General features: G+C 63.1%; 21 protein-coding genes and 2 pseudogenes. 11 read left to right on the top strand and 12 right to left on the bottom strand.

Features of this window, described 5'->3' with window-relative positions; genetic code table 11:
* Nucleotides 1-46: 46 nt before the first annotated feature.
* The 3 genes and pseudogenes from B4383_RS05895 to B4383_RS05885 form a co-directional block, all read right to left on the bottom strand.
* A pseudogene (locus tag B4383_RS05895) lies at nt 47-695 on the bottom strand (SDR family NAD(P)-dependent oxidoreductase).
* Nucleotides 696-994: 299 nt separating this feature from the next.
* Nucleotides 995-2,494, bottom strand: coding sequence for a PPE family protein (locus B4383_RS05890; RefSeq protein ID WP_078289856.1), 1,500 nt, complete (start codon nt 2,492-2,494; stop codon nt 995-997).
* A 277-nt stretch (nt 2,495-2,771) separates the two neighbouring features.
* Nucleotides 2,772-3,536: a DUF1906 domain-containing protein gene (locus B4383_RS05885; protein ID WP_078289858.1), complete on the bottom strand. Its 765-nt coding sequence runs from the start codon at nt 3,534-3,536 to the stop codon at nt 2,772-2,774.
* Between the two features lie 69 nt (nt 3,537-3,605).
* Between B4383_RS05885 and B4383_RS05880 the strand changes: the two genes are divergently transcribed.
* From B4383_RS05880 to B4383_RS05870, 3 genes and pseudogenes are all read left to right on the top strand, one after another.
* Nucleotides 3,606-5,270, top strand: coding sequence for an ABC-F family ATP-binding cassette domain-containing protein (locus B4383_RS05880; protein WP_078289860.1), 1,665 nt, complete (start codon nt 3,606-3,608; stop codon nt 5,268-5,270).
* A 102-nt stretch (nt 5,271-5,372) separates the two neighbouring features.
* Nucleotides 5,373-5,738 (top strand): annotated as a pseudogene (locus B4383_RS27025) (thiocyanate hydrolase).
* Nucleotides 5,735-6,121: an ester cyclase gene (locus B4383_RS05870; protein ID WP_078289862.1), complete on the top strand. Its 387-nt coding sequence runs from the start codon at nt 5,735-5,737 to the stop codon at nt 6,119-6,121. The pseudogene B4383_RS27025 and the gene B4383_RS05870 overlap by 4 nt, the downstream one beginning before the upstream one ends.
* Before the next feature lie 45 nt (nt 6,122-6,166).
* Here B4383_RS05870 and B4383_RS05865 read toward each other — a convergent pair whose 3' ends face one another.
* On the bottom strand, nt 6,167-7,195 hold the full coding sequence (locus B4383_RS05865) for a fused (3R)-hydroxyacyl-ACP dehydratase subunits HadA/HadB (RefSeq protein WP_078289864.1): 1,029 nt from the start codon (nt 7,193-7,195) through the stop codon (nt 6,167-6,169).
* A gap of 215 nt (nt 7,196-7,410) precedes the next feature.
* On the opposite strand from B4383_RS05865, the gene B4383_RS05860 reads away from it, so the two are divergent.
* Together B4383_RS05860 and B4383_RS05855 are read left to right on the top strand one after the other, a co-directional pair.
* Nucleotides 7,411-7,665, top strand: coding sequence for a hypothetical protein (locus B4383_RS05860; protein ID WP_078342559.1), 255 nt, complete (start codon nt 7,411-7,413; stop codon nt 7,663-7,665).
* Between the two features lie 64 nt (nt 7,666-7,729).
* Nucleotides 7,730-8,686, top strand: a complete 957-nt coding sequence (locus B4383_RS05855) for a glycoside hydrolase family 6 protein (protein WP_217697252.1) — start codon at nt 7,730-7,732, stop codon at nt 8,684-8,686.
* 8 nt (nt 8,687-8,694) lie between these two features.
* Here B4383_RS05855 and B4383_RS05850 read toward each other — a convergent pair whose 3' ends face one another.
* Nucleotides 8,695-9,444 carry an enoyl-CoA hydratase-related protein gene (locus B4383_RS05850; RefSeq protein WP_078289868.1) on the bottom strand — a complete coding sequence of 250 codons (750 nt, stop codon included), beginning with the start codon at nt 9,442-9,444 and terminating at the stop codon, nt 8,695-8,697.
* A gap of 33 nt (nt 9,445-9,477) precedes the next feature.
* Nucleotides 9,478-9,828, bottom strand: coding sequence for a PPOX class F420-dependent oxidoreductase (locus B4383_RS05845; protein ID WP_286144046.1), 351 nt, complete (start codon nt 9,826-9,828; stop codon nt 9,478-9,480).
* Nucleotides 9,829-9,863: 35 nt separating this feature from the next.
* Here B4383_RS05845 and B4383_RS05840 point away from each other — a divergent pair, with 35 nt between their 5' ends.
* Both B4383_RS05840 and B4383_RS05835 read left to right on the top strand, forming a co-directional pair.
* Nucleotides 9,864-10,436, top strand: a complete 573-nt coding sequence (locus B4383_RS05840; protein ID WP_078289870.1) for a TetR family transcriptional regulator — start codon at nt 9,864-9,866, stop codon at nt 10,434-10,436.
* A gap of 202 nt (nt 10,437-10,638) precedes the next feature.
* The gene (locus B4383_RS05835) at nt 10,639-11,436 is read left to right on the top strand and encodes a L,D-transpeptidase (RefSeq protein WP_078289872.1); all 798 of its coding nucleotides are present in this window, start codon (nt 10,639-10,641) and stop codon (nt 11,434-11,436) included.
* A gap of 80 nt (nt 11,437-11,516) precedes the next feature.
* Here the strand turns inward: B4383_RS05835 and B4383_RS26590 are convergent, their stop codons facing one another.
* The 3 genes from B4383_RS26590 to B4383_RS05820 all read right to left on the bottom strand — a co-directional run bounded on the left by B4383_RS26590 (nt 11,517) and on the right by B4383_RS05820 (nt 13,863).
* The gene (locus B4383_RS26590) at nt 11,517-11,966 is read right to left on the bottom strand and encodes a hypothetical protein (protein ID WP_078289874.1); all 450 of its coding nucleotides are present in this window, start codon (nt 11,964-11,966) and stop codon (nt 11,517-11,519) included.
* A 399-nt stretch (nt 11,967-12,365) separates the two neighbouring features.
* On the bottom strand, nt 12,366-12,821 hold the full coding sequence (locus tag B4383_RS05825; RefSeq protein ID WP_078289876.1) for an SRPBCC family protein: 456 nt from the start codon (nt 12,819-12,821) through the stop codon (nt 12,366-12,368).
* A gap of 40 nt (nt 12,822-12,861) precedes the next feature.
* Nucleotides 12,862-13,863, bottom strand: coding sequence for an adenylate/guanylate cyclase domain-containing protein (locus B4383_RS05820; RefSeq protein WP_078289878.1), 1,002 nt, complete (start codon nt 13,861-13,863; stop codon nt 12,862-12,864).
* Nucleotides 13,864-14,004: 141 nt separating this feature from the next.
* Between B4383_RS05820 and B4383_RS05815 the strand changes: the two genes are divergently transcribed.
* From B4383_RS05815 to B4383_RS05805, 3 genes are all read left to right on the top strand, one after another.
* Nucleotides 14,005-14,451, top strand: coding sequence for a hypothetical protein (locus B4383_RS05815; RefSeq protein WP_078289880.1), 447 nt, complete (start codon nt 14,005-14,007; stop codon nt 14,449-14,451).
* Between the two features lie 177 nt (nt 14,452-14,628).
* On the top strand, nt 14,629-15,027 hold the full coding sequence (locus tag B4383_RS05810; RefSeq protein WP_078289882.1) for an MmpS family transport accessory protein: 399 nt from the start codon (nt 14,629-14,631) through the stop codon (nt 15,025-15,027).
* Complete coding sequence (locus B4383_RS05805) at nt 15,024-17,846, top strand: RND family transporter (RefSeq protein WP_139360561.1); 2,823 nt, start codon at nt 15,024-15,026, stop codon at nt 17,844-17,846. The genes B4383_RS05810 and B4383_RS05805 overlap by 4 nt, the downstream gene beginning before the upstream one ends.
* On the opposite strand, the gene B4383_RS05800 is transcribed toward B4383_RS05805, so the two are convergent.
* The 3 genes from B4383_RS05800 to B4383_RS05790 form a co-directional block, all read right to left on the bottom strand.
* Nucleotides 17,752-19,023 carry a PepSY-associated TM helix domain-containing protein gene (locus B4383_RS05800; RefSeq protein ID WP_078289998.1) on the bottom strand — a complete coding sequence of 424 codons (1,272 nt, stop codon included), beginning with the start codon at nt 19,021-19,023 and terminating at the stop codon, nt 17,752-17,754. The two genes, B4383_RS05805 and B4383_RS05800, sit on opposite strands and share 95 nt — an antisense overlap.
* 115 nt (nt 19,024-19,138) lie before the next feature.
* Complete coding sequence (locus B4383_RS05795) at nt 19,139-19,834, bottom strand: cupin domain-containing protein (RefSeq protein ID WP_078289884.1); 696 nt, start codon at nt 19,832-19,834, stop codon at nt 19,139-19,141.
* Nucleotides 19,835-19,906: 72 nt separating this feature from the next.
* Nucleotides 19,907-20,515: a TetR/AcrR family transcriptional regulator gene (locus tag B4383_RS05790; RefSeq protein ID WP_078289999.1), complete on the bottom strand. Its 609-nt coding sequence runs from the start codon at nt 20,513-20,515 to the stop codon at nt 19,907-19,909.
* 124 nt (nt 20,516-20,639) lie between these two features.
* Here B4383_RS05790 and B4383_RS05785 point away from each other — a divergent pair, with 124 nt between their 5' ends.
* Nucleotides 20,640-21,575, top strand: coding sequence for a metal-dependent hydrolase (locus B4383_RS05785; RefSeq protein ID WP_078289887.1), 936 nt, complete (start codon nt 20,640-20,642; stop codon nt 21,573-21,575).
* Nucleotide 21,576: the final 1 nt, after the last annotated feature.

The following is a 21,576-nucleotide window of genomic DNA, read 5'->3' as shown; positions in this document are numbered from 1 at the left end:
TAGTGTGTCGGGTACCGCGATCGGCACCCGGTACGTCTGTGCGTGTCTATGTGATCGAGGCGATGGTGCTGTCCGATGCTGTCGGAGAGAATAGGTCGATCGCCGGCAGCAAGGCGCGCAATGCGGCGGCTCCGTCGTATTCCGCTGTGGGTGCGATCATTTCGGTGCGTACGAGTGGGAAGTACACGTTGGTCGCGTGCACACCGGAGTGTGGGCGTTCGGCGTTGAGACTACGTCCGAAGATCGCCAGCGCGCTCTTCGAGGCCGCGTATGCGGAGAAGCGCGGAAGTTTTGGCGTGCAGGGCCCATGTGCAGAAATTGACGGACTGGCCGCGTCCGCGCTGAATCATTCCGGGCATCAAGCCGAGGGTTAGTTGTACCGGTGCGACGTAGTTCAGTGCCATCGTGCGCTGATAATCGTGCAGCCGGTCAGACGCATCGACAATGCGACGGCGGATCGAATGACCGGCGTTGTTCACTAGCACATCCACCTGTTCGTCGGCGAGATCCTGCACCAGCCGCCACTCGCAACCGGTCTCTGCCACCAGTATCTGCAGCTCGTCCGCACGCCGGGCCACGCCGATGACCCGGGCCCCGCGGGCGCGCAGTTGTGTCACGGTCTGTCGGCCGATTCCGGCTGACGCACCGGTGACCACCACCGTCAGTTGGCTGACGTCACGACCCGGACCCAACAGATAGGCGCACCCGGTCGCCGTCGCTTATGCGGGGGTGCACTCAAAACCACACCTTGCGGCCCGCAACCGGCCTGTCCACTGCCCCCAGGATCCACAGCATGGCCCGGCTACTACGAGGACTATTCCTATTGTCTGCAGAATCGGAATGGCCAGTACGTATCCCAAGACGGCCAGCAGAATGCCCAAAATGATCATGATGTCCCTCTCCTTGCCTAAGGCGCCTGGAGCCTTATGTGGGAGGGCATACCCGCTCGGAGTAATACTGAAACATCGAGCATGAGTGCCGGAAGCGCGAGGAGTCAGCGTGCGGTGTCATCCCCATCAACGGCCCAGGTCTGCGGCAGCATCGGGCTGGTCCGGCTCTCGGGCGCGTCCCCTGCGAGGGTGGCCAATCCGGCGGCCTCGGTGCCCGCCGACGTGGTGCGGACGCCGGCGAAGCCGAGCCTCCCCGCACCCGTGCTAGAGGCCCTCACGGTCGCCGGATCATCAGGGCCGAAGGGGATTTCGGTGTCCATGGTGGCGTACTCGTGGCGGTAGCCGCGGTCCTCGGCGGTTCCGCGACGGCGCCTGCGGCTCCTGGACTTTCCGGGATTGCAGGCCAGTGCCGCGGCGGGCGCCACGGCACTGCTCGGTGCGTGGGCCACGGCGCCGGTGCTGTGGCCCATGGTCGGCCCGAACCCGACTCCGGGACCGTCGCCCCGAACGGCATAACCCAGGCCTTCGACTCCCGTGGGAGGCGGTGTGGGCGCCGGGGCGGAGCTGGGGGCCACTGTGGAGGTAGATGACGGGGTGGGCGCGGCGGAGCTCGCCGTGGTCACCGTGCCTCCACTCATCGCGACGGCGTTCGGTTGCTCTGCACGTGGATGGACGACCTCTGCGGGTAGGTCGGCCGGGGGCGCCGCCGGCATCTGGGACAGGCTGCCCAAGGTGATGGCGAGCGGGAGCGAGATGCCTGCCGCGGGGCCCAAGATTGCGGCGTAGATGGGCGTTCCCATCACGCCAAATGTTGCGGCGTAGGCGAATACAAAGAACAGCGGCTGCCAGGTAACCAGGGCTGCGGCCGGGTTGGTGGAGAAGTCGATGATGATCTGAATGATGGTGCCGACCGGGTCGGTGATCAGTCCCTTCAGCGCGCGATACATGCCCAGGAAGTGTTGGGAATTCGCCAGCAACATCTCAATGGGATCGTTCGGATCAGGCACGATGGGCGGCGGCTTGGTGGCGTCCTGGGCCGCGGCCCGTGCGGTGCCACCACTTTCTGGCGAGAGCAGTACCGGTGACGGGAGGGTCGGCGTCGCTGATGTCACCGAGGTCTCGGAGACAGCCTGATAGGTGCTCATCACGGTAGCGGCCTGTATCCACATCCGGATGTAGTCGGCCTCATTGAGGGCAATCGGAATAGTGTTGATACCAAAGAAATTGGTGGCGATCAGCGCCCCGTGCGTCGCGTGATTGGCGGCGAGTTCGACAAGGGTGGGCATGGTGGCCAGCGCCTCGGAATAGGCGGTGGCCGCGGTCTCGGTTTGCACCGCCACTCCCGCGCTGGCCGTGCTGGTCTGCTGTAACCAGCTCAGGTAGGGCACGTGTGCCGCCTGGTATTGCTCTGAGCTGGGGCCGTTCCATGAGCCTGCCCGCACCGAACCCAGCGTTGTAGTGAGTTCTGTTGCTGCTGACGAGTATTCCGTGCTCAGCGCGCGCCAGGCGGCTGCGGCTGCGAGCAAGGGGCCGGGCCCGGGGCCACTGCTCAGCAAGGCGGAATGCACTTCCGGAGGAGCCGCCATCCATACCGGAGCTGTCATGAGCCGTTGCCTACGCTGCTGATCGGGCCGACTGTGGGGGAAGCAGTTTCGCAACTCATCATCTGACCGGTTTCCAGGGCGACGCGCGGGCGGCCCTGGCGTCTCCTCTCCAGTGCTCGCTGGCCGGCTATGAAATGGGCCAGCCAATGTAGGTTAGCGTAACCTTCCTTCAATTGGTGGCGTCCCTCAGAGCGGGAGATCTGGTTCCGCTGCGGTGCTAGATATCTGGGTGTGCGGCGACCCACGGATGGCGGGCGTGGACTGCATCTCGCGATGCTTATCGAGGCAAGTCCCACTGGCCGAAGTCGGGAGCGAGAACGTCGTCGACGTCCACATGTACGTCACCGATGAGCGGTCCGGGGGTCGAGGCGGTGTTGACCGCGCTTTGATACAGCACGGCCGCAGGCTCACGCGCCCCACCGGACCAGGCACGTGTCTGCCAGGCCCAGCGATACCCGCCGGTCGTTGAGTGCCCGATGACACCGTCGCTGATCGCCCACCCGCACGCCCGGGCGTGACCGTAGATGCCGGTGCGGCGAACGCCCAATACGGCGTTGATGCCCTGGAACCATTGAACAGCAACAGTTTTCCACGTGTTCTGATCGACATCCTCGTCGACGCTGAAGAAGATCGGTGCGGAATCAGGTCCTCCTGCGGCACCGTGCAGCCGCAGGGCGGTCTGTGCGTCGGCTACGCCGCCGTCGTAGCCGCGGGTGAAGTCGGATGGGGTGGGCCAGCCGGGCTTGCCGTACTGATAGCAACTGACGACGTGAAGGCCGACCGCGCGTAGCCCGGCGGCGTAGTCCCGGGTGACGGGTTTGAAGTCAAAGGTTGCGCCCGGCCGCAACTCGGACACGTAGACAAGGGCACCCGCGTACCCCGCGGATTTGATCTGTTCCGGGGTAACCAGGCGCTCGGTGAAGTCGATCAGCCGCATGCCGTCTGCGGATGCGTGCGGTGCAAGGGCTATCGGAAGACCCGCGAGGATCGGCGCGGCCAACGCGTATCGAAGGGCGTCGCGCCGTGAGACCGACAGGTGCATGGCGCGATGGTAGCGGTCTACTACTTACGCGCGGGCCCTGTCGCGGTGTGGTGATGGGACGATGAACCCATGACCGCAACGCTTGTCGCGAAGAATGTGGCCGGCGGATTCGCCCACCGCACCCTCTTCGAGGCGCTCGACGTGACCGTGGCGCCCGGCGATGTGGTCGGCGTTGTCGGCGCCAACGGTGCCGGCAAGAGCACGCTTCTGCGGATACTTGCCGGGGATCTCGAGCCGCTCGAGGGTTCCGTCAGCGCTGCGCCGGCCGACGCGTTCATCGGGTGGCTCCCGCAGGAGCATGAGCGGGTGCCGGGAGAAACCGTCGCCACCTATATCGCGCGCCGCACGGGATGCACCGAAGCTACGCAGGCCATGGAGGCTGCGGCCGCGGCGTTGGCCCACGAGGATCAGAGCCCCTCGGAGATCGATCCGACCGACGCCTACTCGGCCGCGTTTGATCGTTGGCTCGCCTCCGGCGCGGCGGATCTCGACGAGCGGTTGCCCGCGGTTCTGGTTGACCTGGGCCTCGGCTCGGATGCGGTGCGTCCGCAGTCGACCCTGATGACTGACCTGTCGGGTGGACAAGCGGCGCGTGTGGGATTGGCGGCGCTGGTGCTGTCGCGGTTCGACATTGTTCTGCTGGACGAGCCGACCAATGATCTCGACCTGGACGGACTGGCTCGACTAGAGGAATTCGTCCGGGATCTGCGTGGGGGCGTGGTGTTGGTGAGTCACGATCGCGAGTTTCTCGCGCGCAGCGTCACCCACGTTCTCGAACTGGACTTGGCGCAGAACACCACCACCGTCTACGGCGGCGGTTACGAAAGTTATCTGGAAGAGCGTGCGGTTGGTCGGCGGCATCGACGCGAACAGTACGAAGAGTTCGCCGAGAAAAAGGCTGACCTTGTCGCGCGGGCACGTACTCAACGGGAGTGGTCGAGCCAGGGTGTACGCAACGCGATGCGTAAGGCCCCCGATAACGACAAGATCCGGCGTCGCGCGGCCTCCGAGTCCAGCGAGAAGCAAGCGCAGAAGGTTCGTCAGATGGAGAGCCGGATCGCCAGGCTCGAGGAGGTCGTGGAACCCCGTAAGGAATGGGTGCTCGAGTTCACCATCGGCGCAGCGCCCAGATCGAGCTCTGTTGTCGCGACTCTCGATAATGCCGTTGTGCGACAAGGGGATTTCGTTCTCGGGCCGGTGTCGCTTCAGGTCGATGCCGGTGAGCGGATCGGTATCACGGGCCCTAACGGGGCAGGAAAGTCCACCCTGCTGCGCGTGCTCCTGGGGCGCCAGCAGCCCGACGAGGGCCGTGCGAGTATGGGTGCAAACGTTGCGATCGGCGAGATCGACCAGGCGCGTGCGGATTTCACCGGAACGGACCGGCTCGTCGATCGCTTCGAGCAGCGGGTGCCGGCGTGGTCGACGGCCGACGTGCGAACCCTGCTCGCCAAGTTCGGTCTGCGTGCCGATCATGTGGAACGCCGGGTGGACGAGCTTTCGCCCGGTGAGCGGACCCGGGCAGGCCTAGCGCTGCTGCAGGCGTGCGGCACGAACGTATTGGTCCTGGACGAGCCCACGAACCATCTCGACCTCGCCGCCATCGAGCAGCTCGAGGAGGCGCTCGAGACCTATGACGGCGCGTTGTTGTTGGTGACGCATGACCGCCGGATGCTGCAGAACGTTCGGTTGGACCGTTCGTGGATGGTTGACAACGGTTGCGTGACCGAGCTCTAGCCGTAAGTTCTAATACTTTGCTGTATCTGTGATCGGTCGGCGTCACCACCAACGTCATCGTCGATACTCGTCCGCCCGTAACCGAGTGAGAGCCGAAACATCATGGAGACAGAGGATTTGGGCTCGTCTGGAGTTGCCATCGAGTCATTGCAGGACATTGTGCGACGCCATCAGGTCTGGCCGGAGATGGCGGCAAAGTACGGGGTCCGCAAACCCCGTACCGCCGTGGAAGACCAGTCTGGATGGCCTCTGCGATGCGCTCGACCACGCTTCCTGCGGCGCCGGTATCCCCACCTTCAAAGGGCGGAGGGACGAGGAGGACGCACTTTCGGCCACCCTGTATTCCAGCCCGCCCTATCCCGAGAGTCAGCTGGTGTCACTCGCGGCGTCATCGACGATGCCGAGCTGGGGCGACGGCTCGCGAGCGTGCGCGCTTGGAACAGACACACGAGGGAGCACATCTCATGAGCGACAGCGCGTCTGGAGACATCGCTAAGGAGATCGTGCGACGCAATACCGAGCGAGTCCAAGGTCAGGGAGACTTCGACTTGTTCGAGACGCTGTTCGCCGACGACTTCATCGATCACACACCGCAACCGGGCACGACAGCCGATAAGGACGGGTTTCGGGTGCTCTATCAGCGGCTGCGTGCCGCCTTCCCTGATTTTCGGCCCGAAATCCATTGGCAGACCGTGGATGGCGACGTGGTCACCATCGAGCCGACGGGCCGCGTCGTACGGTTCGAGACTGTCGACGCGATGCGCGTCCGGCGCGGGCAGATCGCAGAACACTGGAGAGTGGCCAACTTGTACTCAGTTGTCCACCAGCTTGGCGGTCGTGTCGAGTCATGAACCTCGCAAGGCCATGCTGCACCGCTGTGACCGAGGATCGTCAGGTCAGCTGAAGCGGACGTGCATGGTCGCGAGGCCGAAGATCTTTTTACCGCTGGACTTCGCAGTCACAATGATGATGCCGGTGCGGGTCTCTGGATCCAGCGATTTGATCTTGCCGCCGAACTCGATGTCCGCGCCTTCGGCGGACGACACGATCGCCGGCGCGGACAGCCGCACCGCGTAGCGAGTCACCGCACCCGGGTCTCCCGACCACGCCGAGAAGAATCCGGCGCCCAATCCCATGGTGAGCATGCCGTGCGCGATCACGTCGGGCAGCCCGGCGAGCTTGGCGATCTCCTCGTCCCAGTGAATCGGGTTGGCATCGCCTGCCACGCCGGCGTAGTTCACCAGGTCGCCCCGGGACAGTCGGGTGTGATGTACCGGCAGCTCGTCGCCGACCTTCACGTCGTCGAAGGACGGCGTCCCGGGTGTGCGGGTGGTGTCCGCGGCGATCTGAACCTCACCCGGGGGCCGCACGGTCCTCTCGTAGGTCTCGGCCGATACTCCGATGCCAGAGAAGTCGACGTCGTGCATCATCGCCCTCTGCACGGCCGCCATCGTCCCCGGATTAATCTCATCGGCGCTGACGCCGACGACGGTGGTGTGCAGGGTGTGCACCCGCTCGCCGGCCGTGTCCGTGAAGGTGTTGGTCACGGTGATCAGGTCCCGGCCCGCGGCCCGGCGCACTGATGTCAGCTCTACGTCGATCTGCAGTTCATCTCCGGCGACAATCGGCCGGTGCTGTTCGAAGACTTCTTCTGTCTGTAGATAGGTGTCGTAACCCACGACAACGGATTCGAACATGCGGCGGTTACACGCCATGGCGGGGGTGGATGTGAACGTCAGCGGGGCCACCAGACCTGAGTAGCCCAGCTCCGCGGCAGCGGCGGCATCCCAGTGGGCGGGGTGATAGTCCTGCACCGCGCGGGCGTACTCGCGCACCTTCTCGCGGCCGACCAGGTAGGGGCCGTCCATCTGGTAGTGGTGGCCGACGCGTGCTTCGAGCGTCGACGCTTCTGCTGGTGCAGTCATGAGTTGTCCAACTTTCCTGTCGGCCTGTTCGCTGAGGCCGACGCAAGCACATTAGCGCGCAGACCCCGGGTAGATAGACGCCGATCTGTGTCTCAACTGGCCTTCGGCGCGGCCATTACTTTGTAAAATGGGTGGTCACCGCACGTGTTCACGTGTCGTCGCTGCCGCGAAACCGTGATCGGGGGGTGGTGCCCGTAGGAAGAAGGGAAGCCACTATGGCCAATATTGGAGGCGCCGTTGCCGCGGCCTGTGCCGCCGTGATCGCGGGCACTTTTCACGTCTCGGTTCCCACTGCATACGCGGTGCCCACAACTCGCGTGATGTGCGAGCGGGTCAATGAGTTTGGCGATTGCGAGCAGGACCCGCCTAACCAGCAGGACGGTGGGAGTAACTGTGTGCTCGTCAACGAGTTGGATGCTTGTGAGGATCAGCAGGAAGTAGACAACCCGCCGCACACCATGGACAGGTAGCCCCCCGGGAACTGCTCACGGGGCCGAATGGCGCTTCTGGGCGTGCTACGGCTATTTTTCTGAGGTGATTTCCTCAGCTGCTGGTTTTCTCGCGCGATGGATCGCCCCCATCCTGGCCGTTACATGCCTGGGTCTGTTCGTTGGCCCGGTGGCCAGGGCGGACAACCCGTTGGATGGTCAGGGGTTCTACGTCAATCCGAACTCGGCGGCCATGCGCGCCGCGCAGGGTGCGGGAAGCGCCGAGCTGACCTCCATCGCCAACACGCCGCAGGCCTACTGGATGGATAACGTCTCGACTCCCAGCGTGGACGCGAAGTACATCAGTGCGGCGCAGGCTTCCGGCGCCACGCCGGTGCTGGCTCTGTACGCAATCCCGCACCGCGACTGCGGCAGCTTCGCCGCCGGGGGCTTCGGGTCGGCCGATGCCTACCGAGGGTGGATCGATGGCGTCGCGTCTGCCGTGGGTTCCGGGCCGGCAGTGATCATCCTCGAACCCGACGCACTGGCGATGGCCGACTGTCTGTCGGCCGGCCAACGCCAGGAACGCTTTGAGTTGATGCGCTACGCCGTCTACACACTGACCCGTAACCCGGCCACCGCCCTCTACGTCGACGGAGGACATTCGCGTTGGGTGAGCGCCGACACCATGGCCGCCCGGCTCAACGATGTCGGCGTCGCCAAGGCGCGAGGCTTCAGCCTCAACACCGCGAACTTCTTCACCACTGATGAGGAAATCGGATACGGCGACGCGATTTCCGGAATGACGAACGGCGCGCACTACGTGATCGACACCTCGCGCAACGGAGCGGGGCCCACCGCTGACGCGCTCTACTGGTGCAATCCCAGTGGTCGTGCCCTGGGTACCCCGCCCACCACGGCCACCGCGAGCCCCAACGTTGACGCTTATCTGTGGGTCAAGCGTCCCGGGGAATCCGACGGTTCATGCGACCGCGGGGATCCTCGGGCCGGAACCTTCGTGAACCAGTTCGCGATCGATCTGGCGCGTAACGCGGGACGGTAAAGGCGGGGCTACTTGCCGGTCCACCGAGGTGGTCGACGTTCGAAGAACGCGGTGATCCCTTCCGCCATATCTGCGGACTGCAGCACTGCTTCGAATGCGGTCTCGGTGTCTGCCCACCCGGCCTCGTCAGCCTGGTTGAACGCTTGGTGCGTCGCGCGCAGGCTTTCTTGAACAGACACAGGCGAATTGAGCACGATCCGTTGGGCGAGGGCGATCGCGGACTCCAGGGCCGCGCAGCTTTCAGTCACCTCGTTCACCAGCCCCAGCTGGTAAGCACGATCCGCCGTGATCGGATCGCCGGTGAGGAGTATCTGTCGTGCGATGTTCAGCGGCAGTGCACGTTGCGCGCGGAACAGGCCGCCGCAGGTGGCGATGACCCCCCGGCGAGCCTCGGGCAGTCCGAAGGTCGCCGAAACCGCCGCCACCACCAGATCGCAGGCGAGCACGATTTCCATGCCGCCACCCAAGGCCCTTCCCTCGACGGCGGCGATCAGCGGCTTACGGCGTGAGCGCCGAATCACGCCGTACTCTCCTCCGCGCGCGGTGCGCGGGCCGGATGTCTCGGCGAGATCGGTACCCGCACAAAAACCCTCGCGGTAGCCGGTCAGTACTGCCACCCACAGGCCCGGGTCGTCTTCGAAATCGTTCAGGGCAGCATCCAGCGCCAGCGTCATCTCGGGATTAATGGCATTGCGCTTCGCGGGCCGGTCCATCCGGATCACGCAGACCCGGTCGTGCTTCTCGATCGTCACAGGCATACCGCAGAGCATGACCGATGCGTGCGGTAGCGCCTAGACCCTTCTCCCGCGCGTCTGTGGGTCATCGATTCCCCACGAGATGACCCGATGTGGCGTAATGCGGATGATGTCTCCGCTCAGCCCGCCGGAGGTGCTGCCCTGGCCAGGCATCACCTCCGCCGTCCCGCGTACCTCGATGCCGTGCGCCCGCGGCGGTTTCACCGAGATCACTTCGTCGACGATGAAGGCCACGCGTGGGTTACCGATCACGTTGCGCCACTTCTGCGTTGATGCCAGCGCGTGACCGACGATATCGATTGCTGCGTCAGGACCGAGGTATACACCTACCGGTCTGATCTGCGGATCGCCGTCGGACCCTATGGTGCACAGACGAGAATAACTCAACAGAAGTCTACTTTTATTCCTGCGAGGATGTGTCCATGTCTTCACCAACACCCGAGCGCAAGGGACAGCGGACGCGGCAACGAATCCTGTCGGCCTCGCGCCGGGTGTTCGCCGAGGTCGGGTACGTGAAGGCCACGATTCGGGGTATCGCGGCCGCCGCCGACGTAGACAAGTCATCGGTCATCCAATACTTCGGGAGCAAGAGCAACCTTTTTCGAGAGGCCGTCCATTGGAGAATCCCGGTAGACGAGCTGACCGTGACGGATCCCGCGGAAACGGCCGAGAACTATCTGCGCGGCCTGCTCTCGGGATGGGCAGCCGAGCCGGATGGCCCAATGGCCGTGCTGCTGCGCAACAGCATGACCAGCGAGGATGCCCTGAAATTGTTGCGCGAGCAGGTAACCGATCATGCGGTGAGTTCGGTGGCGGCCACCATCGAGCAGCCCGATGCGCGGCTGCGAGCGGCATTGTTAAGTGCCGTATTGATGGGGATTGCCAGTCAGCGGTACCTCTTGCAGATGCCCGATCTGTCGGCCGCCAGCGACGACGAGATTGTCGCGCTGATGTCGCCGTTGTTGACAGCCCTCATCTCTGGGGAAAACGCCTGATGAGACCCCATAATTTGGGTTTGCGCTGAGACCAGTTAGCGGGCCAATGTCACGGACTTTTTCGTTATCAAACCGTGGGAAACGCGTTACCGAAACGGCAAGCGCGCCCGCTACTTCCGCCGTTGACACGTCCATACGATCACATCGTTCATGACTAAGTGGTCATCCCAGAGGGGTCGGGTCGATGAGGACTGTTCTTCACATGGTTGTCGCGGTATCGGTGGTCGCGGCGACGCTGGCCGGGCGTACTACCGGTGTCGAGACCACGGCGGTCAGTCTTCCGCTTAATCTGGATGTCAGATCCATTGCGCCTGCGCCTGACAAGCCTGTGGGTATTGCGCACCCCGTGGTGGTGACTTTCAACGGACCCATCGCCGACCGCCAGGCCGCCGAGCGGGCGCTGGGGGTCACGACGGAGCCCGCCATGACAGGCAAGTACCAATGGATCGATAACGACGTCGTGCAATGGATTCCGGACCGGTTCTGGCCGTCGCACAGCACCGTGAAACTGATGGTGGGCGGCAAGCTCGCGGAGATCTCGACCGGGCCTGCCCTCATCGGCATTGCGAGTGTCTCGCGGCACACGTTCACAGTGTCCTACGAAGGAGTGTGGCGTCGACCATCGGATGGGGTGACGGGATTGCCTGCACCGCATCATCTTCCCCGTCTGGGCGAGGAGGGGGTCTTCCCGGCCTCCATGGGCCGGCCGGAGTATCCGACACCCGTCGGCACCTACTCGGTCCTAGGTAAGGAGCGCTCGGTGCTGATGGATTCCAGCAGCGTCGGCATTCCTGTCACAGCGCCCGACGGCTACAAAATCGACGTGGAGAACGCCGTACGATTCACCAACCGTGGCCTCTTCGTGCATTCGGCCCCGTGGGCCGTGCCGGCGATGGGTTACGAGAACGTCAGTCACGGCTGCATCAGCCTGCCTCCGGCTGCCGCCGAGTGGTACTTCAACAACGTCAACATCGGTGATCCGGTAGTCGTGCAGGAGTAGCGGCGCGTCCAACGAAAAACAATGATGCCGAGACTCCTCTATGGAGCCTCGGCATCGTTGGGGGGAATGGGGAGTGGCGATCAGTCCTGCGGGCCGGCCGGAGTCGGAACACCCGGGGTCGGACCACCCGGAACCGTAGAACCGACCGGTGCGCCCTTGCCGCCTACGGGGCCTGCGGCCAGCGCACCATCCAGGGGTGCCGCGGCAGGGACGACGGCGGGCGCTGCCGGAACCACCGGTGCCGCAGGAACAATCGGCGCGGCCGGGACAACGGGCGCTGCCGGAACGATAGGCGCGGCGGGTGCTGCGACAGGCCCCGGCAGGATCGGCACACCGGCTATGGGTGCCGCTCCCGCGGCGGGGGCGCCGACGAGCGCACCTTTACCGGAGCCGCCCGCGCTGTCGTCAATGGCGTAGTGCCCAACGGTGAGTGACTCTGCGACTGCGGACGGCGCCCATGCTACGGCGGCCGCACATAAACCAGCGCTGGCAATTACTTGAATAGCCAATCGATCAAAGATGATCGCCACCGACCCGACTCCCTAGCTTGTGCGTGTAAATCACGCGGTTGAAATTCGTTGGCTGAACTTTATAACGCACCAAAAATGGCGTCCAGCTGGCATACAGGTTGGTTATCAAGTTGATGCGGAAAAGGAACTGCGCCCGTGATCCAACAGGCGCATGGCGGTAATCAGATGTTCGGCGCGTATCCTGCCAACAGGCATGTCAGAAGGTGCATTGCGGCAAAACCGAACCTCCCCCGGGTGAGACGGAACTGCAACGGAAAAGTATTCAATACGAGTCAATTGTCGTGTAGGGCATAAGTGGTCACGCAAAACAATTAACGGCCCGAAAAAGGCACACCGAATGGACTAGATATGCAAATCTATGCGCCGGGAATTTAAATACGGCCGTTACTCAGTGTGCGTTCAAAAGGCGTTACGGGAAGTGCCGCCTGCACCTCTGCGAGCGGCCTCGCGCCGTGCGCCGTTGACAAGGCTCGACATCGATTGACGCAGCACCCAAACCATCGCGGCATTGGGCACCGGGATCAGCGGAGTGGACTCCATGGAGTAGTGCACCGCAGTCCCCTGAGGGTGATCGGTGAGCGTGATGGTTCCTATGTGTGAGCGCACCGGAAGTCCGCCAACGACCCGGTACTGGATGCGTTCGCCTTCAACGAGATCGACGATCTCTTCCTTGACGCCAACGGGTCCGATGCCGATGCGGTGAACGGCCCCGACGCCTTGCCGTTCGGTGGCGCCGGGGCGCACCAGGGTGATAGTGAAGGGTAGGAACTCGTTGTACCCCTCGCGGTCGGCGAGCAATTCGTACACGATGTTCCGGGATGCTTCGAAGACGGTCTCCTCGGTGTACTGAGCCATCTGATGCCTTTCGTATCCGGTGGGCGTATTTGAGAAACTGTCAGCGTTTTCGCGTGCGCAATACGTGCGAACCCAATCGGGAGAACCCCTTGACGCGTACGCCGCGCAGATGGCGAAGAAGGAACTCGTCGTTGTCTCCCAACGCCGTTGCGGCGGCGTCGTCGAGAAGGATTGTTCCGGGCCGTGCGACGCCGGTCAGTCGCGCCGCGATATTCACCACGGTGCCGTAGAGGTCGCCGAAGCGCACGAGCACTTGTCCGTAGGCCAAGCCCACTCGTATCTGCGGCATGTCCGGAATCCTCTGTGCTGCTTCGGTGATCGCCGCGTTCATGGCGATGGCGATGCGCGCACCTGTTCCGGCGTTGGCGGCCGCGAACATGACCTCGTCGCCGACGTTCTTGATCACCCAGCCGCCATGCGTGGTGATCGCGTCGGTCAGTGCGGTCTCGAAGGCCTCCAGGAGGTTCGTCAGCTCATCGGGGTCTAGATGGCGGGACAGGCGTGTGTAGCCCACCATGTCGGCAAAACCTACGAGTAATTGTCGTGTGGTGCTGCCGGATTCATGCGCTCGAGTGAGCGCCGCGGCGAGGTGTCGCTGCCAGGCATAGTCCTGCAGCGCCGTCAGTGTGGAGATTGTCTGGGCGACTGCCTCGACGCTTGACCCGGGCGTGAACTGGTCGCCCTCGGCGGTAATACGATCTCCGATTTCGCGGGTGAGTAGGTCCGCCTGCCACTCGGCGAGCCGAGCCATGGCCTGACCGAGTGTTCGGGCGGCGGTAACTTGGCTCTGTTCGTTGGCGGCTGCTGTCGTCTCCAGCGCCGCGAAGGTTCGGATCGCGGAGACATCGGCATCGGTGAACGCGACGTCGTCGTCGCTTTCCGCCGCCGCGAAGCCCAGTGCGACCCATAGCTTCCGGGCGCGCTCGACGGGCACGCCGGAGAGCTCGGCTACCTGCGAGCGGGTGTACTTGCGTGGGCCCCCGAGGAGCGACTGCTCGATCGCGGCATCGACCACCTCGTTGAGCTCGCGAGACTCGGGCATCTGGTCAGTACAGCACACCTAGAACCCACTGTCGGCATAACGATACGAGCGGCAGGCAGTGTCAGGAGCCTTGACTTGACCCGGGGAAACCCCGAGTATCTCCAAGGAGATTCCTCGATGGCGGGGCAAAGGGACGGTGTGATGAACTGGAACTTCTTGGGGCATAACTGGCACCTCTTCGGGTACCTGGCGATTGTCGCCTTCGTGGCCCTACTGACCTTCGCCACGTGCATGTTTGTGTACACCACGCGGCTGAGGACCCGCGGGTCCTCACCGCTGGCGGACCAGGTCGGCGGCTATCCATTCGTGCTGAAGAAGGTGCGTAAACGGGAGCCGATGTCGGCCGACGAGCTCCACTTCGCACGACAGGCGATTACCGACCGGGGGTCGCTGTGGGCATTTTCCATCCCGGCCACGATCTTCAGCCTGGGCTGCTTTTATGTGCTCGGCAGCCTCGAGCAGCTACACGGAGCCACACCCTCCGAGCGAACATTTCTCGGGGTGATTCCTATGATCTCGTCGATCAACATCACGGCACAGGTACTCAGAATGCGGCGGTTGAAGGGGCGACTGCCACGCGCGGCATGACGCTGATCTGACGGACTGTTGGGGTGGTCAAAGTTGGCGTTCGCATTCCCAGGTTGGGCTGATAGCATTTCCGACCGTACTTATGTCAGTTCCATTGACATACACGTGACGTGACGTGCGGAAGGCGGTCGGGTGAGCCCACGTTCGGTTGGCAGGACGGTCCTGGCACGAGCCTGGATGCCTCTCGTCGCAGTCATCGCGCTCGGAGTGGCCGGTGGCTCGATGTTGAAGGTGCATGAGTTGTCTGCTCCCGGGCCCGTGCTCACCGTCAATCCGCCGCAGGCACCACCGGAGTTCACGCCCAAGACCCTCACCTACGAGGTCTTCGGCACAGTCGGGAACGGCGGGATGTTGAGCTATATCGATATCGACGGTCATCCGCACCAGGTTGACGTGACCACGCTGCCGTGGTCGCACACGGAGACAACGACTCTCACCGTGGTGTCGGGCAGCATCTCCGTACAGGTGCGTGGGGGCCAGGTCGGCTGCCGGATACGGGTGAATGATGTGGTCCGCGATGAGATGTCCGACGACCACGCGGATGCGAACGTCATGTGCAGGGTGAAGTCGGCATGAGCGAGCATCGGGAGAAGAAGCCCTTCGTCGCGAGGATGGTCCGCGTCCTGGCGGTTCCGATCATCGTCTTTTGGGCCATCGTCGCGGTAACGACGAATACATTTGTGCCACACGTAGAAGACGTTGCGGCAGAGCTCGCCGGGCCGATGATCCCGCACTACGCCCCGTCTCAGCGGGCGATGCTGCAGATCGGGGAGAAGTTTCAGGAATCCACATCCACCAGCTTGACCATGCTGGTGCTGGAGGCCGATCGGCCGCTCGGCGAGGTCGATCACCAGTACTACGACGATCTGGTACGCAGGCTCAACAACGACACCGAGCATGTGCAGTACGTGATGGACACGTGGGGAAAGCCGATCACCGCGGCCGGAGCGCAGAGCCTCGATGGCAAGTCAGCGTTTGTATTGCTGCGCCTGGCAGGCGATATCGGCCAGATGCAGGCGAACAAATCTGTCGACGCGGTCAAGGACCTGATCGACAGGGATACTCCACCGCCCGGTCTCAAGATCTATGTCAGTGGTGCGGCCCCCCTGGCCTCGGACACGTTGAGCGTCGCGAACTCCAGCCTGAACAACATCACGATCGTGACGATCTTCCTCATTATCTTCATGCTGCTGATGGTGTACCGCTCCGTCACCACGATGCTGGTGCCATTGTTCGGCGTTTTGGTCGAGATGCTGGTTGCGCGAGGAGTTGTCGCGACTCTCGGACACTTCGGATATATCGAGCTGTCCTCATTCGCGGTCAATATCGTCATCTCCCTGACACTGGGGGCCGGTACGGACTACGGCATCTTCCTGCTGGGGCGGTATCACGAGGCGCGGAACGGGGGGCTGAGTCGGGAGGACGCCTTCTACGCGGCGTACCGCGGCGTCTCTCACGTCATCATCGGCTCAGGTTTGACGATCGCGGGCGCGGGCCTGTGTCTGAGCTTCGCGCGGCTTAACTACTTCCACACCATGGGTCCGGCCGTGGCCATCGGCATGCTCTTGACCATCGCGGCAGCGCTCACGCTCGGGCCGGCCATGCTGCACCTGGGTAGCCTGTTCGGGCTGTTCGACCCCAAACAAAGGGCCAAGGCGCGTCTGTACCGCCGCATCGGGGCAAGCGTGGTGCGTTGGCCCAAGCCGATCCTCGTGGCAAGTGCCGCAGCGGTTCTCGTCGGAGCGGTTTTCGTGCCGACCTACCAAGTGAGCTATGACGATCGCGCTTATCAGCCTTCGGACGCTCCGGCCAAGGAAGGTTTTGCCGCTGCGGATCGGCACTTCCCGCCCAGCAAGTTGTTCACCGAGATGCTCATGGTCGAGTCGGATCACGACATGCGCAACTCAGCCGACTTCATCTCATTGGACCGGGTCTCCAAGAGCCTGGTGCGCCTTCCCGGCGTCGCGATGGTGCAGAGCATTACCAGGCCGATGGGGCGAGCACTCGAACATGCTTCTCTGCCTTACCTATTCACCACTCAGGGCAGTGGAAACGGTCAGCAGCTCCCATTCGCGAAGGCGCAGAACGCCAACACCGACAAGCAGGCCCAGATCATGGCGCACTCTGTGGCGGTTCTGCGGCAGACCGTTGACCTGACGCAGAAACTTGCGGACGAAATGCATAACACCGTCGTGACGATGGAGGACATGCAACAGGTCACGAAAGACATGGACGAGAAGGTCTCAAACCTCGATGACTTCATGCGCCCGCTGCGCAACTACTTCTATTGGGAACCACACTGTTTCGATATTCCGGTGTGCTTGTCCTTCAGATCATTATTCGACATGCTCGACAGCATCGACAAGCTGGCGGCCGACATCAAGGATGCGGTGGGCTCCCTGGAGGCCGTCGATCGGCTGTTGCCGCAGATGGTTGCGCTATTGAAGCTGACGGCCAACGACCAGGAAGCGCTGCAGGCCCTCATCGTCAATACCTATGGCCAGACCAATCTGCAGTCCACCGCGACGGATCAGACCTTCGACGACATGATCAACGTCGGAAACGATTTCGACGCATCCCGCAGCGATGACTTCTTCTACATACCGCACGAAGCGTTCGACAACGAGGACATTAAAACCGGTATGGCGCTGATGATGTCACCCGATGGCAAGGCGGCCCGGTTCATCGTCACCCACGTGGGAAATGCCATGGGTCCGGAAGGTATCGAGCACGTCAACGAGTTCCCCGATGCCATCACGACGGCGCTGAAGGAAACCTCGTTGGCCGGGTCAAAGGTCTATATCGGCGGCGCGGGGTCCAACAACAAGGACATCAAGGAGTACGCCGCATCGGATCTACTCATCGCGGCAATCGCGGCCTTCACGCTGATCTTCTTGATCATGATGGTCATCACGCGAAGTCTGGTGGCGCCCTTCGTCATTATCGGCACGGTTGCCTTCTCGTTCGCGGGTGCGTTCGGCCTTTCGGTGCTCATTTGGCAGCACCTTGTCGGGCTGCCGTTGCACTGGCTGATCCTGCCGCTGACGTTCATCATCTTGGTGGCGGTGGGCTCGGACTACAACCTATTGCTGATCGCCCGACTCAAAGAAGAGACCCATGCCGGGTTGAACACCGGACTCATCCGCGCGTTGGGAAGTACTGGTGGCGTGGTCACTTCCGCCGGCTTGGTGTTCGCCTTCACGATGCTGGCGATGCTGTCGAGTGATCTGCGAACCATTGGCCAGGTGGGCACCACCGTGTGCATCGGTCTGCTGCTCGACACGTTGATCGTGCGCTCGTTTATTGTGCCGGCACTCGTTCGGCTGCTGGGGACGTGGTTCTGGTGGCCGACTCGGGTGCTCGCGCGTCCGCGCCGGGAACCTGTGCGGTCCTGATGCGGGCACGCAGACGGGCACGGTGGCGCCAGTGCCAGGTGCTGAAGCCGGTGATCGCGAGCAGCAGGGGAGTCATGCCGAGGACGAACCAGATCGCGCGCCAGTAGCCGTTCACGGCAAGGCCGTAATGGACGGCAGAACTGGCCCATTCGTCGGCAATAGCGTTGGACGCAGTGGCCGGCTTACCTCGAAGGATCTGCACGTGTCCGGCGTCGTGAGCGTCGACGCCCACGGAACGATTCCCGTGGTAGTTGTGGCTGTGCGCGCGTAAGTCAGGTCCGTCGTGATCCAGCAGGTCGACGGTGTAGAACGAATTCTCGTTGTCCGGCATGCCTATCCAGGTCACCTCAGAACCTGGGAACTGGTTCCTGGCCGCAGCCACGGCGTCCGCGACGGTGACATTCTGATCGCCAGAGCGTGCGGTGAATGTCTTTTCGGCGACCTGGCCCCCGGTCACCGAATACCAGAGGGTAGTGAGTCCGGGGATCTCGAATTGCAGTCCGGTCAGCCCCCACACCAGGAGCGGTACCGTAGCGATGATGCCGATGATGGCGTGTAGGTCGAAATCGCGAGCGAATCGCCCGGCTCTCCAGCGGACACGCAAAGCATTGCGCAGCTTGCGGATTGCCTTCCACCAGATGAACGGCGCAGGAATCACCAGCAGCAGGAGGACGACCGCTGCGACCGCCAGTAGTGCTGCGCCCCAGGACAACCCAGCGAAGGCGCTCGTCTGCGCCAGCGGGCAAGGCTGGGCGAGGAATGGCAGATAGCCGCTGTAGTCCTCGCAGGTGAAACTGCAATCGTGCAGATTGACCAGAAACCCCAGCACGCCCGTACCGAGGTCCATTCGCCCGTTGACCAGGCCGGTCCCCGCGTCGACGAAGAACGTGTCGTGGGAGTCGGTCGAGGCGCTCAGCAGATACACCCCGTCCTTCAGAGAAGCCTTTGCAGGCTGGATGTCGGGGTAGCGCGATTGGACCACGGCCATCGCCTGTGTGAAGCCGACAGGCTTATCGGCGACGGTGGTGTGGAACATCTCGGGGTGCAGCACACGGATCAGCTCCGGCTGATACACGAGCAGGGCACCGCTGGTGCTCACTACCACAACAAGGAGCCCGCAGGCCAGGCCGACCCAGCGGTGACCGAGGACCAAGGCGCGCCGGACCTTTAAAGACACACGACGGCGCCGGGATGTGGCCACCTTCTCCTCCATAACGCGCGCCGACCGCTGCCCGTCGAGTAAGGCTAGTGTCGGCGACCGCGCAATGGGCGCCTACGTATCGGGTGGGGTACTACGCAGTAGGTCTGCGCAGGATGGTGATGGACTCGTCGATCTTCTTGAACTTCGCGAAGGTCTCGGTCGGCACGCCGAACACAGCGGCGAGGACGTCAGGTGGGAGCTTGCTGATCGAGGCGCCAATTCCGATGTCATCCTTGCCTTCTGCGGTGCTCGCGTTGAACACGATCAGCAGCTTGAGGGCTTCGGTGCCCTTGTTCTCGAAGTAGTGCAGCGATCCCTGGGGCGCGAAGACCACATCGCCCACGTGGGCGTCGAAGGTTTCGCTGTGTCCCTCGGGGTCCAACAACGTCCACTTCGCGACGCCGCCGGTGATGATGTTGATCTCCCAGGCGCTGGGATGCCAGTGTGGCTCCCGGATTCCACCCGGCTGCAGGGTCACCATGACGATGCTGGCCTGCTGCCCGGTGAGGATGGGGAAGTTGCCCTCGTGCGCCTGGCGCAGCTCGCCACCGTCGAAGGTCTGCGGTGCCAGGGCGCCGAGGTGAAACATATGCGGTTGGGCGGTATTCAGTTCGGCGGGAATGCGGGGATCGCCGAAGCGTGCGGCGTCATCGGTCACGGTCTGATCCTTTATGTCGTCACGGGAGCGTGGGGAAGACAGTGCGCGGTCGGCTCCTGCACCGGCGACGGCTGCGACCCCCGCCACTCCGACACCGCCGAGCACGGTACGTCGATTGATCGGCTTCATAAGGCGACGGTAGGCCCGTCCAGACTAATTATGAAAGGCGATATAAACGTTTAGTTAAAACGGAAATCACGATTAATGAGAGGGCTGGGCCAGAATGGCTCCGCCCAGCCAGCGCGTGAGGAAGCGCCGCAATTCGTCGCGGGAGCGGGTGGCCTCATTGGGGGAGACGAAGAACGACAACATGATTCGTAACGCGAACTCCACGAGTCCGCGCTTGGCCTCATCGTCGTATCCGTACTGATCCCACTCGACGTCAAACCGGCCGAGCATGCGCAAACCGAACGCCCGCGCCTGATCCGAGGTCATATCGCTGGTGTGGGAGTGTGCGTAGGGCTCGGACATCATGATGGCCAAATGCGGTGTGCGAGTGACCTCTTCCAGGGTGTAGAGCACACCTTCGGTGAGTGCCTCGGCCGGATCGGTGATGCCGCGCACCACCTCCGTCAGCCGATCCAGGAAGCCGTCCACCGAGGCGATGGACGCGGCGTGCATAAGCGCATCGGCGGTGGGGAAATACCGGTAGACGGTTTGTCGGATAACGCCGAGCTCTGCCGCGACGTCGGCGAGGCTTACCGCCGCGCCGGTCTCGCCGATCAACTGCACTGCTGCGGCGACGATCCGCGCGGAAGCCTCCTCGTCACTGCTGGGCGGCTGCCCGTCCCATCCCCGCCTACGCGCCATCGTCGAGTCCTCTGGCCGCCAGCATCCATGCAGCATATCGGCCGTTGACAGCGCCCGGCCCATCCAGTAATCATACAGAACAACAAATAAATGTCTTATTGTATGTTCAAGTGAGGTGCCTGTCATGACGGAACTCATCGTGCGCAAGTTGCGGTTTGCGTTCGCCGACCACCACGTGCCGTTCCTGTGGAACGAGTCCAACCCCGCCTTTTCGAGCATGGCCAACGCTGTCTCCTTTCTGGCGATCGCGTTCGAGAAGATGATCGGGCAGATGATTCCCGAGGCCATTCCGTTGATTGCCGATCCCGCGATCGCTGAGGAGGCAGAGGCCTTCGTGCGGCAAGAGGGACAGCACTCCATGGGGCATCGTCAGCACGCGAAGGGCCTGATCAAGAGTTACCCGGGCCTCAAGGAAACCCTGGACGAGGTGATCGCCGCCTTCGACGACCTGACCGCCAATAAGCCATTGAAGTACCGGTTGGCCTACACCGCCGACCTCGAGGCGACCTTCACGCCGGTCTTCAAGCTGATGCTGGACCACGACGACAGCTTGTTCGCGCCCGGTGATGATCGCGTCGCTTCGTTGTTCTTATGGCACTTCGTCGAGGAGGTTGAGCATCGGAGTTCAGCCCTGATCATCTATGACGCGGTGGCCAACGATCCGTGGTACCGCATGCGGATGGCTCCCTCGATCTTCAGGCATGTGTGGTCCGTGCTGCGCATCGCGTGCGAAGGATTCAACAAACACGTTCCGCTAGAAGACCGCAAGGTGGATGCTCTGTCGATGTTCGGTATGCAAGCGCGTAAGAAGGCACTGCTGCACCGCCTTCCATTCGGAGACGCGCCGTACGACGGGCCCATTGAAAACGCGTTCAGGCACCTGCCGGTGCGCGAGGTAATGGTCGCCATGTCGGGTGCGGTGCGCAGTCAGATTCCGGGCCACAATCCAGCGCATGAGAAGCTGCCGGCATTGGCCGACGAATGGTTCGCGCGGTATGAGGCCGGTTACGAAGTCACCCAGTGGTACACGGCCGATCAGGCGACGCAGGTAGGAGTCTGAT

It is taken from the genome of Mycobacterium sp. D16R24, assembly GCF_002013385.1.
Lineage (GTDB): Bacteria > Actinomycetota > Actinomycetes > Mycobacteriales > Mycobacteriaceae > Mycobacterium.
The sequence above is the reverse complement of the archived record's forward strand: the minus strand, read 5'-3'. Positions and strand labels throughout refer to the sequence as shown.

Coding starts and splice junctions, on each gene's coding strand:
- B4383_RS05890 (WP_078289856.1), bottom strand. CDS start 2,494: ATGACAGCTCCGGTATGGATGGCGGCTCCTCCGGAAGTGCATTCCGCC.
- B4383_RS05885 (WP_078289858.1), bottom strand. CDS start 3,536: ATGCACCTGTCGGTCTCACGGCGCGACGCCCTTCGATACGCGTTGGCC.
- B4383_RS05880 (WP_078289860.1), top strand. CDS start 3,606: ATGACCGCAACGCTTGTCGCGAAGAATGTGGCCGGCGGATTCGCCCAC.
- B4383_RS05870 (WP_078289862.1), top strand. CDS start 5,735: ATGAGCGACAGCGCGTCTGGAGACATCGCTAAGGAGATCGTGCGACGC.
- B4383_RS05865 (WP_078289864.1), bottom strand. CDS start 7,195: ATGACTGCACCAGCAGAAGCGTCGACGCTCGAAGCACGCGTCGGCCAC.
- B4383_RS05860 (WP_078342559.1), top strand. CDS start 7,411: ATGGCCAATATTGGAGGCGCCGTTGCCGCGGCCTGTGCCGCCGTGATC.
- B4383_RS05850 (WP_078289868.1), bottom strand. CDS start 9,444: ATGCCTGTGACGATCGAGAAGCACGACCGGGTCTGCGTGATCCGGATG.
- B4383_RS05840 (WP_078289870.1), top strand. CDS start 9,864: ATGTCTTCACCAACACCCGAGCGCAAGGGACAGCGGACGCGGCAACGA.
- B4383_RS05835 (WP_078289872.1), top strand. CDS start 10,639: ATGGTTGTCGCGGTATCGGTGGTCGCGGCGACGCTGGCCGGGCGTACT.
- B4383_RS05825 (WP_078289876.1), bottom strand. CDS start 12,821: ATGGCTCAGTACACCGAGGAGACCGTCTTCGAAGCATCCCGGAACATC.
- B4383_RS05820 (WP_078289878.1), bottom strand. CDS start 13,863: ATGCCCGAGTCTCGCGAGCTCAACGAGGTGGTCGATGCCGCGATCGAG.
- B4383_RS05815 (WP_078289880.1), top strand. CDS start 14,005: ATGAACTGGAACTTCTTGGGGCATAACTGGCACCTCTTCGGGTACCTG.
- B4383_RS05810 (WP_078289882.1), top strand. CDS start 14,629: ATGCCTCTCGTCGCAGTCATCGCGCTCGGAGTGGCCGGTGGCTCGATG.
- B4383_RS05805 (WP_139360561.1), top strand. CDS start 15,024: ATGAGCGAGCATCGGGAGAAGAAGCCCTTCGTCGCGAGGATGGTCCGC.
- B4383_RS05795 (WP_078289884.1), bottom strand. CDS start 19,834: ATGAAGCCGATCAATCGACGTACCGTGCTCGGCGGTGTCGGAGTGGCG.
- B4383_RS05790 (WP_078289999.1), bottom strand. CDS start 20,515: ATGGCGCGTAGGCGGGGATGGGACGGGCAGCCGCCCAGCAGTGACGAG.
- B4383_RS05785 (WP_078289887.1), top strand. CDS start 20,640: ATGACGGAACTCATCGTGCGCAAGTTGCGGTTTGCGTTCGCCGACCAC.